General features: G+C 70.8%; 12 protein-coding genes (1 of these 12 only partly in view). 3 read left to right on the top strand and 9 right to left on the bottom strand.

Going from position 1 to position 15,326, the window contains the following annotated elements:
* Positions 1 to 24: 24 nt before the first annotated feature.
* The 6 genes from glpK to ACY0PA_RS09020 all read right to left on the bottom strand — a co-directional run bounded on the left by glpK (position 25) and on the right by ACY0PA_RS09020 (position 7,047).
* Positions 25 to 1,542: a glycerol kinase GlpK gene (gene glpK, locus ACY0PA_RS09045; protein ID WP_473084162.1), complete on the bottom strand. Its 1,518-nt coding sequence runs from the start codon at positions 1,540 to 1,542 to the stop codon at positions 25 to 27.
* A gap of 76 nt (positions 1,543 to 1,618) precedes the next feature.
* On the bottom strand, positions 1,619 to 2,371 hold the full coding sequence (locus ACY0PA_RS09040; RefSeq protein ID WP_473084161.1) for an MIP/aquaporin family protein: 753 nt from the start codon (positions 2,369 to 2,371) through the stop codon (positions 1,619 to 1,621).
* Between the two features lie 363 nt (positions 2,372 to 2,734).
* A complete protein-coding gene (locus ACY0PA_RS09035; RefSeq protein ID WP_473084160.1) occupies positions 2,735 to 4,423 on the bottom strand; it encodes an EAL domain-containing protein in 1,689 nt (562 codons plus the stop codon).
* Positions 4,424 to 4,529: 106 nt separating this feature from the next.
* Positions 4,530 to 5,720 carry a lipid-transfer protein gene (locus tag ACY0PA_RS09030; RefSeq protein WP_473084159.1) on the bottom strand — a complete coding sequence of 397 codons (1,191 nt, stop codon included), beginning with the start codon at positions 5,718 to 5,720 and terminating at the stop codon, positions 4,530 to 4,532.
* A complete protein-coding gene (locus ACY0PA_RS09025) occupies positions 5,717 to 6,163 on the bottom strand; it encodes a Zn-ribbon domain-containing OB-fold protein (RefSeq protein WP_473084158.1) in 447 nt (148 codons plus the stop codon). The genes ACY0PA_RS09030 and ACY0PA_RS09025 overlap by 4 nt, the downstream gene beginning before the upstream one ends.
* Before the next feature lie 59 nt (positions 6,164 to 6,222).
* Positions 6,223 to 7,047 carry a M15 family metallopeptidase gene (locus tag ACY0PA_RS09020; protein ID WP_473084157.1) on the bottom strand — a complete coding sequence of 275 codons (825 nt, stop codon included), beginning with the start codon at positions 7,045 to 7,047 and terminating at the stop codon, positions 6,223 to 6,225.
* A 71-nt stretch (positions 7,048 to 7,118) separates the two neighbouring features.
* On the opposite strand from ACY0PA_RS09020, the gene ACY0PA_RS09015 reads away from it, so the two are divergent.
* Entirely contained in the window at positions 7,119 to 7,652 is a 534-nt protein-coding gene (locus ACY0PA_RS09015) for an NUDIX domain-containing protein (protein ID WP_473084156.1), read from the top strand.
* A gap of 38 nt (positions 7,653 to 7,690) precedes the next feature.
* On the opposite strand, the gene ACY0PA_RS09010 is transcribed toward ACY0PA_RS09015, so the two are convergent.
* Positions 7,691 to 10,048, bottom strand: coding sequence for a glycoside hydrolase family 31 protein (locus tag ACY0PA_RS09010; protein WP_473084155.1), 2,358 nt, complete (start codon positions 10,046 to 10,048; stop codon positions 7,691 to 7,693).
* A 214-nt stretch (positions 10,049 to 10,262) separates the two neighbouring features.
* Here ACY0PA_RS09010 and ACY0PA_RS09005 point away from each other — a divergent pair, with 214 nt between their 5' ends.
* Both ACY0PA_RS09005 and ACY0PA_RS09000 read left to right on the top strand, forming a co-directional pair.
* A complete protein-coding gene (locus ACY0PA_RS09005; RefSeq protein ID WP_473084154.1) occupies positions 10,263 to 12,239 on the top strand; it encodes an acetoacetate--CoA ligase in 1,977 nt (658 codons plus the stop codon).
* Between the two features lie 78 nt (positions 12,240 to 12,317).
* On the top strand, positions 12,318 to 13,220 hold the full coding sequence (locus tag ACY0PA_RS09000) for a hypothetical protein (RefSeq protein WP_473084153.1): 903 nt from the start codon (positions 12,318 to 12,320) through the stop codon (positions 13,218 to 13,220).
* 63 nt (positions 13,221 to 13,283) lie between these two features.
* Here the strand turns inward: ACY0PA_RS09000 and ptsP are convergent, their stop codons facing one another.
* Together ptsP and ACY0PA_RS08990 are read right to left on the bottom strand one after the other, a co-directional pair.
* Complete coding sequence (gene ptsP, locus ACY0PA_RS08995) at positions 13,284 to 14,954, bottom strand: phosphoenolpyruvate--protein phosphotransferase (RefSeq protein ID WP_473084152.1); 1,671 nt, start codon at positions 14,952 to 14,954, stop codon at positions 13,284 to 13,286.
* Between the two features lie 74 nt (positions 14,955 to 15,028).
* Positions 15,029 to 15,326, bottom strand: partial view of a PTS sugar transporter subunit IIA gene (locus tag ACY0PA_RS08990; protein ID WP_473084151.1) — the 3' portion only. Its footprint extends 152 nt past the window's final position; the window shows 298 of its 450 coding nt (coding positions 153-450); its start codon lies beyond the right edge, outside the window; it ends in the stop codon at positions 15,029 to 15,031.

Genomic DNA, 15,326 nt, shown 5'->3' with positions numbered 1-15,326 from the left:
GTCACAAGAGGCGCGCGCCGACCGTCACGCCTCGTCGTCGTGCCAGCCGAAGCTCTTCTCCACGGCCTTACGCCAGTTGCGGTACTCGCGCTCACGCGTCCCGCCGTCCATCGCCGGCGTCCACTCCGCGTCGCGCTGCCAGTGCGCCTTGAGCTCGTCCAGGTCGTTCCACACCCCCGTCGCGAGCCCGGCCGCGTACGCGGCGCCCAGGCACGTCGTCTCCGACACCCGAGGCCGGATCACCGGCACGCCGAGGACATCCGCCTGATGCTGCATCAGGAGGTTGTTCTTGGTCATGCCGCCGTCGACCTTCAGTGTGGTGATCTGCACTCCGGAGTCCTGGTACATCGCGTCGACGACCTCGCGCGTCTGCCAGCTCGTCGCCTCCAGGACCGCCCGCGCCAGATGGGCCTTGGTGACGTACCGCGTCAGGCCCGTGATGACGCCCCGCGCGTCCGAGCGCCAGTACGGCGCGAACAGACCGGAGAACGCGGGCACGATGTAGGCGCCGCCGTTGTCGTTCACACTCGCCGCGAGCGTCTCGATCTCGTCGGCCGTGCGGATGATCCCGAGCTGGTCGCGGAACCACTGGACCAGGGCGCCGGTGATCGCGATCGACCCTTCGAGGCAGTACACGGGAGCCTCGGAGCCGATCTTGTACCCCATAGTGGTGAGCAGCCCGTTCTTCGAGGGGACGGGCCGGTTCCCGGTGTTGAGCAGCAGGAAGCTGCCCGTGCCGTACGTGTTCTTGGCCGTCCCCGTGTCGTAGCAGGCCTGCCCGAAGATCGCCGCCTGCTGGTCGCCGAGCGCGGACGCGACCGGCACGCCGGAGAGCTGGCCGACGGCCGTCCCGTAGACCTCGGCCGACGACCTGATCTCCGGTAGCACCGCCTCCGGCACGTTCATCGCCGACAGGATCCCCTGGTCCCACTGGAGCGTCTCCAGGTTCATCAGCATGGTGCGCCCGGCGTTGGTCACGTCGGTGACGTGCACGCCGCCGTCCGTGCCGCCCGTCAGGTTCCAGATGAGCCAGGAGTCGATGGTGCCGAACGCGATTTCGCCCCGCTCGGCGCGGGCGCGCAGCCCCGGCACGTTGTCGAGCAGCCAGGCCGCCTTGGGCCCGGAGAAGTAGCTCGCGAGCGGCAGACCGGTCTGCTCCCGGAAGCGGTCCTGTCCGTCCGTGCCGCCCAGTTCGGTGCACAGCGCCGACGTACGGGTGTCCTGCCACACGATCGCGTTGTGCACGGGCCGGCCCGTGGCCCGGTCCCAAAGGACCGTCGTCTCACGCTGGTTGGTGATGCCGAGCGCGCTGAGGTCGTCGGCCCGCAGTCCGGCCTTGGCGAGCGCGCCGGCGACCACGGCCTGCACCTTGGACCAGATCTCGGTGGCGTCGTGCTCCACCCAGCCGGGCTTCGGGAAGATCTGGCGGTGCTCGCGCTGGTCGACGGCGACGATCTCGCCGCCGTGGTTGAAGATGATGCAGCGGCTCGACGTGGTGCCCTGGTCGATGGCGGCGACGTACTTCTCATCGTTGTCGGGCATGTGACTCCCCTTCGACTTCGTCCGAGGTCCCCGCGCGCGGGGACGCGAAAGCGGCGTGGCGGCTGCGCGGCCGCGGTCAGAACGCCGCGTTGTAGATGAGCCCCGCCAGCGCGCCGCCGATCAGCGGCCCGGCCACCGGAATGATGGCGTAACCCCAGCCGGACGTGCCCTTGTTGGGGATCGGCAGGAACGAGTGCACGATGCGCGGACCGAGGTCGCGCGCCGGGTTGATGGCGTACCCGGTGGGCCCACCGAGCGAGAGGCCGATCCCGACGACCAGGAAAGCCACGACGAGCACCGTCGTACCGGACTCCCCGAGCCCCTTGGTGAGTCCGAACGCGAGGATGGGCAGCACAAGGGCGATCGTCGCGATGATCTCGGTGATCAGATTGGCCACGGGGTTGTTGATCTCGGGGATCGTGGAGAAGATCCCGAGCGTCGGAGTGGGCCCGTCGTCGTCCGCCTCGCTCTCGCCGGACCCCGACGTGACGTTGGCGTTGAACTGGGCCATATAGACCAGATAGGCCAGCACGGCGCCCAGCATCGCGCCGACCATCTGGCCGAGCAGATAGACCCAGACCTTGTCCCACTTGCCGGTGTCCACGGCGATGCCGATCGTCACCGCCGGGTTGAGCTGGCCCCCGGACAGCGGCGCGGCGGTGTACGCCCCGGCCAGCACGCCGAAGCCCCACCCGAACGCGATGACGACCCATCCCGAGGCTCTCGCCTTGGAATGCTTGAGCGTGACAGCGGCGCACACGCCGGCCCCGAACAGAATCAGGATCGCGGTCCCGATGACCTCACCGACGAATATGTCTCCATTGCTCATGGCGGCTCCTAGGCCCTCGCCCGGAGCGATACGCCCCGGTCCTCAGTGCAGGGTGCGTTTTCCATGGCTGGTTCTGGATGGCTCTGGCTGCAACGGCCGACGGCAGGGGTTCCCGCGCCCCGCCGGGCGCCCGCGACAAGCGTTCCCGCTCAGTCGGATCACTCGTATCGCCGCAGGGAGAAGGACCTGACCTGCCCGAACGCGACAGGAGGAGCCCGACGGACAGGCAGGGACCCTGAGCGGCGGTGGGACGACGTGCGGCGATGCCGACTGACACGGGGAAGTGTTCACCGGCCGTGATGGAGCGTCAAGGTCGCGGACGGGAACGGTTGGCGGCGCCCGTCCGTACGGCCCGCGCCCGCCTCATCCCGTGGCTGCCCGGCCCGATTCCGCTTCCGCGCGCGGTCCTGTCCCCGCCCATGCGGCCCCGGACACCGGTGCCGCCCCCGAACGCATACCCCGCCGCACCTCGTGCCCCGGCGTGTCCGAGCGTCCGATGACCCAACTCGCCCCCGGCAGGGCCTTGGCGGCCTGTTTGAGCGGCGCCAGCGACGCGGCCGCCTGCCGGTGGTCGGTGACGCTGCCCGCCGCGCACAGCACTGTGGCGAGCGACATCGTGACGGGCCGCCCGCCCGCCGCCCAGGGCACGTCGAGCACCGCGGAAGCCAGCGGATCGAGCCCGTCCGGATCGGCCAGGACCAGGAAGTCGTCGCCCCCGATGTGCCCCACCCTGGTCGCCCCCGACGCGGCCCGTTCCAGGGACCTGCCCACCTCGCGGATCAGATCGTCACCAGCGGCGAACCCCGCCCCGTCGTTGACCTGTTTGAACCCGTCGATGTCCAGCCAGCTCAGGGCGAATCCGCGCCCCTGCGCGATCCGCCGGTCCACCTCGCCCGTGATGGAGTCCGAACCGGGCAGCCGCGTCAGCGGATTGAGCGCCGCCGCCTCCTCGACCCGGCTCTCGGCCAGCGCGCGCACGAGATCGGCGAGCCGCACGATGCCCACGCACCGGCCCCGCTTGTCGACGACCGCGACGTCGTCGGCCGTACGGCTGCGCTCGCCGTCCGCGAGTACGTCGAGGACCTCCCAGGCTGTGGCGTCCACGCCCACCGTGCGCGGCCGGTCACCGTGGCGGGCGGCCGGCCGGTCGGCGTAGAGCGCGTGACCGTAGCGGCCCGACAGGGACAACAGGAAGCGGTCCCGCTGCACCGAGCGCACCGGTGCGCCTGCCGAGTCCACCAGGAGCACGCCGGACACGTCGGGAGACCCGGTGAGCAGGGCGCGTACGCGCCCTGCCGAGGCCGATGCGGGCAGCAATGCGGCGGGCCGCACGAACTGGCGCACCGGCGGCCCCGAAGGCGGCGGCGACGCCACCGGGGGAGTGAGCGCCGGGACGTACACATCGGCCGCCGGCAGCCGCGACGGGGGCGCGAACAGCTCGCCCTGGGCCAGCTGCGCACCGGCCTGACGAGCGGCGCCGCACTGCAACTCCGTCTCCACGCCCTCGACTGCGAGCAGCGCGCCCAGCCCCTCGCACAGCGTCCGCATCGCGCTCACCGACGCGGGACGCGACAGCAGCGAGGCGTCGAGCTTCACGAGGTCCGGCGCCAGGTCGACCAGGAGCCGCAGTGGCAGGTCGCCGTCACCGACGCCGTCCGCACAGATCCGGAAGCCCTCCTCGCGCAGGGCCGTGACCCCCTCCAGGAGCGCCCGGTGCGGCACGTGGGTGAACGGGGGACCGATGTCGACCGTCACTTCCCAGGGCAGCCGCCCCACGTCCCGGACGGCGTCCCGGAGTGCGGCGAGACCACCGAGGTCCGCCACCGTCCCCGCGAACACATTGACGTGCAGCGGCAGCAACGTCTCCCGCTGCACCGCCGAGCGCACCGCCAACGCGGCGAGTCGGCCGTCGAGTTCAGGGTCGCGCCGGGCCTGTGCCAGCACGTCGCCGACCTCCGGACGGGCGAGTATCTCCAGGGCCGCCACGGCGCCGGTCGTCAGGTTGACGACCGGCTGGAAGGCGAAACGGAGAGCGTCCGTCCAGGAAGGCACGGAAGCATAATGGCGCCCCCGACGCGTGCCCAGGCGCAGTTCACGAGCTGTTCACGCGCCCTTTTCGGCCGAACACGCAGCGTACGGATCCATCGGAGGCCGCCGGTCAGCGGACTGCGACCACGGACGAGCCGTGCCCGAACAGTCCCTGATTCGCGGTGATTCCCACGCGCGCGTTGGCCACCTGCCGGGCGCCCGCCGTGCCGCGCAGCTGCCATGTCAGCTCGCAGACCTGGGCGATGGCCTGTGCGGGGACCGCCTCTCCGAAGGACGCGAGTCCGCCACTGGCGTTCACGGGTATCCGCCCGCCCGGCGCCGTCGCCCCCTCCCTCAGCAGCTTCGCCGCCTCGCCCTCGCCGCACAGCCCCAGATCCTCGTACCACTGGAGCTCCAGAGCGGTCGACAGGTCGTACACCTCGGCGAGGGAGAGGTCTTCCGGGCCGATTCCGGCCTCCTCGTACGCGGCCCGCGCGATGGAGGCGCGGAAGGTGACGCCGTCCGGCTCGACGGCCGCGGCCGAGTCGGTGGCGATGTCCGGGAGGTCGAGCACCGTGTTCGGATACGTCGGCGTGACCGTCGACACCGCGCGGATCCGCACCGGGTTGTGCACTCCGTGTTTGCGCGCGAAGTCCATGCCGCACAGCACGAGCGCGGCCGCCCCGTCGGACGTGGCGCAGATGTCCAGGAGCCGCAGCGGATCGGCGACGACCGCCGACGCGGCCACCTCCTCGGCCGTCACCGTCTTGCGGTACCGGGCATTCGGATTGAGCGCGCCCGCCGCGGCGTTCTTCACCTTGACCTGCGCGAAGTCCTCCAGCGTGTCCCCGTGCACGGCCATACGCCGGCGCGCGTACAGGCCGAAGTACGCCGGGTTGGTGGCACCGAGCACCCGGAACCGCAGCCAGTCCGGGTCGTCGTGCCGGTCCCCGCCCGCGGGGCGGAAGAACCCCTTGGGAGCGGCGTCAGCGCCCACCACGAGCACGACGTCGGCGAGCCCAGCGAGGATCTGCGTACGCGCCGCGTTGACCGCCTGGGCGCCCGAGGCGCAGGCCGCGTACACGCTCGCGACCCGCGCGCCCTGCCAGCCGAGCGCCTTCGCGAACGTCGCGCCCGCCACATAGCCCGGGTACCCGCCCCGCACCGTGTCCGCACCCACGACGGAGTCCACGTCGCGCCAGTCGACTCCGGCGTCGGCGAGCGCCGCCCGCGCCGCCGCCGTCCCGTACTCGACGAAGCCGCGCCCCCATTTGCCCCAGGGGTGCATGCCCGCGCCGAGTACCGCCACGTCGTCCGTCATGCCGCCACCCCCGTCGGCCGCCAGTGCCAGGTCATCCAGGTCGTGTCCCCGTCCTCGTCCAGCACGCCGGGCACGACCTCCACCTCCATGCCCACCTCCAGGTCGGCCACGGAGACTCCGGGAACCGCCTGCCCGAGCACCACCAGGCGCTCCGCCTCCAGCTCCACAGCGATCAACGTGTAGGGCTGCCATGGAAGTTCCGGATCGGACACGTACGGCGCGGGCGGCCGATACCGGCTGTCCGTGTACGACCAGACCCGGCCGCGCGGGGAGAGCGGCACGCAGAGCAGTTCCCCTCCGGTGCAGCCGGGGTTGCGGCAGAAGGTGTCCTCGCGGGGGAAGAAGACCGAGGCGCAGGCCGAGCAGCGCGTGCCGAGCAGCCGGAAGTCCTCTCCCTCCCCGGTGAACCAATCGGCCACGACAGGTGTGCGCGTATGCGACAAGGCCCCTCCCGCGCTGGATCCGACGACGCCACCAGAACACCAGCAGATCTGATGGACCGTCAGAAGTGTGCCATGGGCCGACCGCTCAGGGAACGTCGCGAGATGGGGAAGTCGAAGTACGTGTCCGGGAAGAGCTCCGGCTTGTACGTGAAGTGCCACCACTCCTCGGGCAGGTTCACGAATCCCTGCGCGGCCAGAGCGTCCCGCAGGAGGTCACGGTTCGCGCGCTGCGCCCCCTGGATCCGCGGGTCATCGGTGTGGGCGAGCGTGTCGAAGCAGTCGAAGCCCGTACCCATGTCCACCGAGTTGTCGGGGAAACGGTCCTTCTTCGGTCCGTAGCAGGGCGCCAGCCGCTCACCGGGCACGTACGCGCGCGTGGGCATCGCCGGCAGCTTCACGACGGTCAGATCGAGCGTGGAGCCCCGGCTGTGCCCGGACTTCTCCGCGATGTAACCGTCGGCGAACAGTCGCGTCTTGTCGACCTGCGGATAGAACTCCGCCTTCGTCCGCTGGTCGTCGAGATCCTTGGCCCAGCGCACGAAGTGGTCGACCGCACGCTGCGGCCGGTAGCAGTCGTACACCTTCAGCGAGTAACCCCGCTTCAGGAGCCCTGCCTGCGCCTTGTGGAGCGCCTTCGCGGCAGGTTCGGTGAGGATGCACATCGGCTTCTCGTAGCCGTCTACAGGCGCCCCGACGAAGTTGTGCGCAGTGATGTAGCGGATCTCCTGGATGATCGTCGGGTCGACGTCCCGCAGCGCCACGAACTGCGCGGGAGCCTTGGGCTCGGGCTTCGCCTGCGCGGCGCCGGGAGCGGTGGCAGTCCACAGGAGCGCGGCGGCAGCGGTGACGGCGAGTCTGCGTACGGCAGTTGCTGTTCGTGTCATGAACCTGCATCTATCAGGATCAAGGGTGGCCAGGGAAGAGCGCCGCGTCGCGATCGGATACAGTCCGCGGCGTGTCAGAACCCCACCACATAACCAACGCCGTTCCGGATTCCCACTGTTCGAGCTGTGGAACCGCTTACGGACCCGAGGTCTCGGGTTGGCCGCGCACGTGCCCGGCCTGCGCCAACGTGAGCTACCGCAACCCCCTGCCGGTCGCGGTCGCCCTCCAGGCCGTCTACGACAGCCGCGGTTCCGCTCTCGTCGTGATCACCCGGACCATCGCCCCCGCGCGCGGGGGAGTCGCCCTGCCCGGCGGGTTCGTCGACCACAGGGAGGGCTGGAAGGACGCTGTCGTCCGTGAGCTCAAGGAGGAGACGGGCATCGAGGCGGCGAGCCGCGACGTGCGCCTCGCCGACGCGATGAGTTCGCCCGACGGACATCTGCTCCTGTTCGGCCTCCTCCCGGAACGCCCGGCCGCCGAACTGCCCGAGCCCGCCGTCACGGACGAGACCGAAGGCTGGCACCTCCTGCGCCGCCCAGCCGAACTCGCCTTCCCCCTCCACACCCTGGCCGCCCGCGCCTGGTTCGAGGGCCGCTACGTGTGACGCGCACCGCCGCATGACCTCCCCAGCCCTCTGAACGCTCACAGCCCGCGGATCCGCACCGGGTACGCGGGCTCGGCGGGCCCTGCCTCGTCCTGCCGCTCCACCACCACACTGCCGCCGCTCCACCGCGTGGTGTAGCGCTGAACGTCCGGCGCCTGCCAGCCGTCACCGACGTCGGGCACGACAACCCCGCCGCCGGTACGCCCCTGCGCCGGAGCCCACACCTCAAGGCACAGGTCCCCGTCCTCGCCCCGCACCGGGATCACCGCGCCCGCCCGCGCGAAGACGGGAACACGGGACAGCGGCGCGTCCACCAGAACCTGACCGGGCCCCTCGTGAGCCTGCCCGCTCTCCGTGTCGTACCAGCGCCCACGCGGCAGTCGCACCGCCCGCCGGTCCGCACCGGGCTCCAGGACCGGAGCCACCAACAAGGAGTCACCCAACAGATACGCGTCCTCGCAGTCCCGCAACGCCCTGTCCTCCGGAGCGCCCCACCACACAGGCCGCACATATGGAGCGCCCGTACGCCGCGCGAGATGAGCCAGCGTCACGAAGTACGGCAGCAGCCGCCTGCGCTCGACGAGCGCCACGCGCGCGTGCCCCAGCACCTCGTCACCGAACTCCCACGGCTCCCGACGCCCCGCCCGCAGCGCCGCATGCGTACGGAACAGCGGCAGATACGCACCCAGCTGGAGCCACCGCAGATACAGCTCAGGAGACGGATCCCCGTCGAACCCGCCCACGTCCGGGCCCGAATACGGCACTCCGCACAACCCGAGGCCCAGCACCAGGGACAACGACGCGCGCAAACCGGGCCACCCCGTGGCCACATCCCCGGACCACGTCCCCCCGTAGCGCTGCATCCCCGCCCAGCCCGAGCGCGAGAACAGGAACGGCCGCTCCTGGGGCCGCAGTTCACGCAGCCCCTCGTACCCGGCGCGCGCCATGCACAGCCCGTACACGTTGTGCGCCTCCCGATGGTCGCCGCCCCGCCCCTCCAGGGAGTGCCGTGCCGAGCGGGGCAGCGTCGGGTCACCGAACGCGGCGAAGGACACCGGCTCGTTCATGTCGTGCCAGAACCCCGAGAAGCCCTGGGCGAGACGTTCCTCATACAGACCGCCCCACCACTTGCGCACCGCCCGGTCGGTGAAGTCGGGATACACCGACTCACCCGGCCACACCACGCCCCGCACCGCCCTCCCCGCCGCGTCCTTCACGAAGGCGTCCACGGACGCTCCCGCGTCGTACACGGCGTTCCCCGCCTCCGCCTTGACCGCGGGGTCGACGATCGACACCAGCCGCACACCATCAGCGCGCAGGTCCTCGGCGAGCCGCGGAAGACCGGGATAGGTCTCCCGGTCGACCGTGAACACCTGAAACGCGTCGAGATGTTCGATGTCCAGATGGACCACGTCGAGCGGAAGCCCCCGCTCCCGGTAGCCCTCGACGATCCGCCGCACCGCCTGCTCCCCGCCGAAGCCCCAACGCGAGTGCTGATACCCGAGCGCCCAGGCCGGCGGCAGCGCGGGAGCACCGGTCAGCGACGCCCACGCGCGCAGCACGCGCGCGGGGGGACCCACCATGACCCAGCAGCGCAGCGGACCGCCCTCCATCCGGACCTCGCACGTCCCGGCCCGGTCATGCCCGGAACCAGCACCCTCCTCGCCCTCGGACAGCGTCACCGTGCCGTCCCACGAGTTGTCGTGGAACACCAGATGGGTGCCCGCGTCGGCGACCACCATCTGCACCGGCATGGTCAGGTACAGCGGATCGTCCCCCGGCCCGAACGAACCGCCCGGATCCGTGTTCCACAGGCGGTACGTGCCGTCCCGCAGCCGCGGCCCCGACGCCCGGCCCCCCAGACCGAAGAACCGCGCGTCGGCGGCCACCTCGGACCGCTGCACCCACCGCGCCTCGCCCCCGTCCACGGGCTCCCACCAGCGCGGCGGCAGATCACGCCGCAGCACCACACCCCCCGGAGTGCACACGGAGACGGCGCCGTGCCGCGACACGACGACGGTCACCCGCTCCGCCACCACCCGCCAGCCGCCGTCCTTGTCCGGCTCCAGGACAGCCCGCGGATCCGGCTGCGGACAGGAACCCGCCAGCGCGTACGACGGTTCCGGGTCCGCCCCGTCCCAGCCCCAGAAGACCGCGCCCGTCACCGTCACCGTGATCCGCAGCCGGGACCGCGTGAACCGGACGACACCACCACCGGGGGCCGGTTCGGCCCCGGTCACCGGACCCGGCACCCTCGCCCGCTCCGGCCCCCGGCGCCGCAGACCCACAGCATCGGCACGCTTCCTGCGCCACGAGGACCGCACCGCCCGCAAACCCTGGACCGCACCCACCAAGCCGACCGCCCTCACCGCGCGTACCAGGTCACGACCGTTCATGCTGCTCACCCTGTCATTGCGGGGCGCGCAATAGTGAGTCGTTCAACTGCCGTTCATCCGTGGTGGCGGCACATCTTCACGACACGGACTATGTGGGGCGCAACCTGGTGCGGAAGTCGATCACGTGGCATCGTCCCTGTCAGCCGCGTCACGCGCGCACACCGGCCCGTGCGCGGGACCGACGCACACCACGCGTACATCCGGGAGCCGCCCCATGCCGTCCGCAGCGAATCCGACGCCGCTCTGGAAGCCCGACAAGGAATTCATCGCCGAAGCGCAGATCACGCGCTTTCAGGCCTGGGCGTCCGAACACTACGGAGCCCCCGCCGACGGCGGTTACGAAGCGCTGCACCGCTGGTCGGTGACCGAACTCGACACGTTCTGGAAGGCCGTCGCCGACTGGTTCGACATCCGGTTCACCACCCCGTACGCGCGCGTGCTCGGCGACCGCTCCATGCCCGGAGCCGAATGGTTCCCCGGCGCCACCCTGAACTACGCCGAACACGCCCTGCGCACCGCCACCGACCCCGAGCGCGCGGACACCCCGGCCATCCTCCACGTGGACGAGACACACGAACCTCGCCCCGTGACCTGGGCGGAACTGCGCCGCCAGGTCGGCTCGCTCGCCGCCGAACTGCGGGCCATCGGCGTCCGCCCGGGCGACCGCGTCAGCGGCTACCTGCCGAACATCCCCGAGGCCGTCGTCGCCCTCCTCGCCACCGCGGCCGTCGGCGGAGTCTGGACGTCCTGCGCCCCCGACTTCGGCGCCCGCAGTGTCCTTGACCGCTTCCAGCAGGTCGAACCCGTCGTCCTGTTCACCGTCGACGGCTACCGCTACGGCGGCAAGGAGCACGACCGCCGCGACACGGTCGGCGAACTCCGCGCCGAACTGCCCACCCTCCGCGCGGTCGTCCACATCCCGCTGCTGGGCACGGACGCCCCCGAAGGGACCCTTGAGTGGTCGGAGCTCACATCCGCCGACACTGAGCCCGTCTTCGAAGCCCTCCCCTTCGACCACCCTCTGTGGGTTCTGTACTCCTCAGGCACGACGGGACTCCCCAAGGCGATCGTCCAGTCCCAGGGCGGCATCCTCGTCGAGCACCTCAAACAGCTCGGCCTGCACTGCGACCTCGGCCCCGGCGACCGGTTCTTCTGGTACACGTCCACCGGCTGGATGATGTGGAACTTCCTCGCCTCCGGCCTTCTCACGGGCACCACGATCGTCGTCTACGACGGCAGCCCCGGCTACCCCGACACCGGCGCCCAGTGGGCCGTCGCCGAACGCACCGGAGCCACCCTCTTCGGCACCTCGGCCGCCTACGTCATGGCGTGCCGCAAGGCCGGCGTCCACCCCTCGCGCGACCACGACCTGTCCCGCGTCAAGTGCGTCGCCACGACCGGCTCGCCGCTCCCGCCCGACGGCTTCCGCTGGCTCCACGACGAGGTGCGCGAAGACCTCTGGATCGCCTCCGTCAGCGGCGGCACGGACGTCTGCTCCTGCTTCGCCGGAGCCGTCCCGACCCTGCCTGTCCACATCGGCGAACTCCAGGCCCCCTGCCTCGGCACGGACCTCCAGTCCTGGGACCCGCAGGGCAAACCGCTCATCGACGAAGTCGGTGAACTCATCGTCACCAACCCCATGCCCTCGATGCCGATCCGCTTCTGGAACGACCCTGACGGCAGCCGCTATCACGACAGTTACTTCGACACCTACCCCGGCGTCTGGCGGCACGGCGACTGGATCACCCTCACCTCCCGCGGTTCGGTCGTGATCCACGGCCGTTCGGACTCCACCCTGAACCGCCAGGGCGTCCGCATGGGTTCGGCCGACATCTACGAGGCCGTCGAACGCCTCCCCGAAATCCGCGAGTCCCTCGTCATCGGCCTCGAACAGCCCGACGGCGGCTACTGGATGCCCCTGTTCGTCCACCTCGCGCCCGGCGCCGTACTCGACGACGACCTCCGCGCCCGCATCAAGCTGACCATCCGCGAGAACCTCTCCCCGCGCCACATCCCCGACGACATCATCGAAGCCCCAGGCGTCCCGCACACCCTCACCGGCAAGCGCATCGAGGTCCCCGTCAAACGCCTCCTCCAGGGCACCCCCCTCGAAAAGGCCGTCAACCTCGGCTCGGTCGACAGCGTCGAACTCCTGCGCTTCTACGAGGAAATCGCCCGCAACCGCCCCTGACCGAACCCGGTTCCGCCGCCGTTGTCAGTGCCCCCGATTACTGTGAGTGAGCATTGACCACAGCTCTCAGGGGGAACCATGGCGCACACCCAGAACACCCGGCACACCGGCATGCGACGCGTCCTGCGCCGTGAAGTCGCGGGCATCATCGGCCTACTCGCCGACGAACGCGACTTCACGGCAATGCGGAGCTACCGCACCTTCGCCTTCGACGACCACGACGCGTACCTCCAGCAGGTGGAGAACCTCCTCCAGGCACTCGCCGCACAGGGCGGACACACAACCGTCGCCCTCTTCGACCCCGAGGAGTACGCGGAGTTCTGCGCTGAGGCCGGCCTCGAACCGGACACCCCCTCCAGCCGCACCCGCTTCACCGCTGAACTGGCTGTCATGGGCGCCACCGTCCCCTACGAAGGTCAGCCCCTGGCCGACCTCCTGCACCACCTGGTCGACGAAGCGGTCCGACAGGCCACCTGGGAGTACGCCTCGTCCGTCCTCGCCCGGATCGGAGTGTGCGGTGCCTGCGGCCGGGACATCGGAAGGGACGCCTTCGCCCGCGCCTCGCTCCTCCTGACGCGGGTCCTCGACACGGCAGGCATCGGCGCCCACCACCTCGTGTGCAGCGTCCCCACAGACGCCGAATCACTGCTGTCGGTGCTACACGTCGACCGCTGCACCGAAGACAGCACACGACTCGACGAGAAGGAGGCGCTCGAGTTCACCACGGTCCTGGCCCTCGGCCTCGCGACCGCAAGCCCGGGCGGCCTGGTCATGCGCACCACCGCCCCGGACAGGGACGACCGCGTCCAGGGCTGGCGCCTGCGCGACGAACGCCTGCTACCGCTCACCGCGGCGGAAGTCTTCGACGCCTATTGCACCGACGCCCAGTCCGGCGACCTCGTCGCACCCGAGTCCGGCGTCGACTACTGCGCGGCACCCGACCTCGGAGACACCGGCCCCGAGGGCGGGCACACCCACTGAAACGACCGTGGGGCGCTACACCACGAAGGTGGAGCGCCCCACGACAGCGAACCGGCTTCTGGGCTACTCGCCTGACAGCACCGCCTGGGCGGCCTTGCGGGCCTCCTCGGCGGAGTCCGCGGCCCGCGCGGCCGAGGCCGCACGCTCGCACTGGGCCAGCGTGTACTTGCCGAGCGTCGTCCTCACGTAAGGAATCGACGCCGCACCCATGGAAAGGGAGGTGACGCCCAGACCGGTCAGGACACACGCGAGCAGCGGGTCGGACGCGGCCTCACCGCAGACGCCACAGCTCTTGCCCTCGGCCCTCGCCGCGTCAGCGGACAGGGCGACCAGGTCGAGCAGTGCGGGTTGCCACGGGTCCTGAAGCCGGGACACCGCACCGACCTGCCGGTCAGCGGCGAACGTGTACTGCGCCAGGTCATTGGTCCCCAGGGAAAGGAACTCGACCTCCTGAAGGATCGAACGCGCCCGGAGAGCGGCCGACGGAATCTCGACCATCGCGCCGAACTTCGCATCGAGTCCCGCCTCACGGCACGCGTCGGCGAAGGCCTTCGCGTCGGCACGGTCGGCGACCATCGGCGCCATGACCTCTAGGTAGACCGGCAGGCCCTCAACCGCCTTGGCCAGTGCGGTCAGCTGCGTACGCAGCACCTCAGGGTGCTCGAGCAGCGAGCGCAGTCCACGCACACCCAGAGCCGGGTTCGGCTCGTCGGCGGGCGTCAGGAAGTCCAGCGGCTTGTCCGCACCGGCATCGAGGACGCGCACCACGACCCGGCCCTCGGGGAACGCCTCGAGAACCTTCCGGTACGCCTCGACCTGCTTCTCCTCGGAAGGAGCGCGGCTGCTGTCGTCCAGGAACAGGAACTCGGTACGGAAGAGACCCACACCCTCCGCACCGGCCTCGACCGCGGCCGGCACGTCGGCCGGACCGCCGACGTTGGCAAGGAGCGGCACCTTGTGACCGTCGGACGTCGCACCGGGACCGGACGACGCGGCCAGCGCGGCCTTCCGCGCGGCGGAGGCGGCCTCCAGCTCGGCCCGCTTCTCCGGACTCGGATTGACGAAAATGTCGCCGGTGCTGCCGTCGACAGCGATCACCGTGCCCTCGGCGAGCTCACCCGCACCGGGCAGCGCGACCACGGCCGGCACCCCGAGCGCACGCGCCAGAATCGCGCTGTGGCTGGTCGGCCCGCCCTCCTCGGTGACGAAGCCGAGCACGAGCGTTGGGTCGAGCAGCGCCGTGTCCGCGGGAGCCAGGTCCCGCGCGATGAGTACGTAGGGCTTGTCGCTGTCCGGGACACCAGGCATCGGCACTCCGAGCAGCCGCGCCACGATCCGGTTCCGCACGTCGTCCAGGTCGGCGACGCGACCCGCGAGGTACTCACCTGCACCGGCCAGCAGCGCCCGATAGGACGCGAAGGCGTCGTACACCGCACGCTCGGCCGTGCTGCCGACCGCGATACGTCGGTCGACATCGGCCATGAGCTCCGGGTCCTGCGCCATCATGGCCTGGGCCTCGAGCACATGCTGTGCCTCGCCACCCGCCAGATTGCCGCGCGCAATCAGATCGGCCGCCACAGCTTCCACGGCCTGACGGGCGCGCCCCTGTTCGCGCTCTGCGTCCTCCGTCGGAATCTGCTTGGCCGGCGGCTCGAGAACCGCCGTCCCCATGTGCCGAACCTCGCCGATGGCCACACCGTGGCTCACGCCGACGCCTCGCAGCGTTGTCTCCATCTCACCGTCTCCGATAGTGCGGCGGGCCCAGCCGCCGCGGTGGTTGACCTGAATGCCGCCAGCGACGGCCCGCGTCACTTCCAGCTGAAGAGTGCGTCGCCGGACTTGACGTCGCCGTCCTCGATCACATCGGAGAGGGACTCGGCGGTGGCCTCGAGGGCAACGATCGGGCAGATCGGGGACTTGCCGGCGGCTTCGACGGCGGCCGGATCCCAGCGCACCATCTCCTGACCGCGCTGCACGGTGTCGCCCTTGTTGACGAGCAGCTCGAAGCCCTCGCCATTCAGCTGAACGGTGTCGATGCCCAGGTGCGTCAGGACGCCGTGGCCCTCTTCGTCCACCACTACATAGGCGTGCGGGTGAAGAGAGACG

The organism is Streptomyces sp. DS1-CR2, from assembly GCF_055760475.1.
The sequence above is the reverse complement of the archived record's forward strand: the minus strand, read 5'-3'. Positions and strand labels throughout refer to the sequence as shown.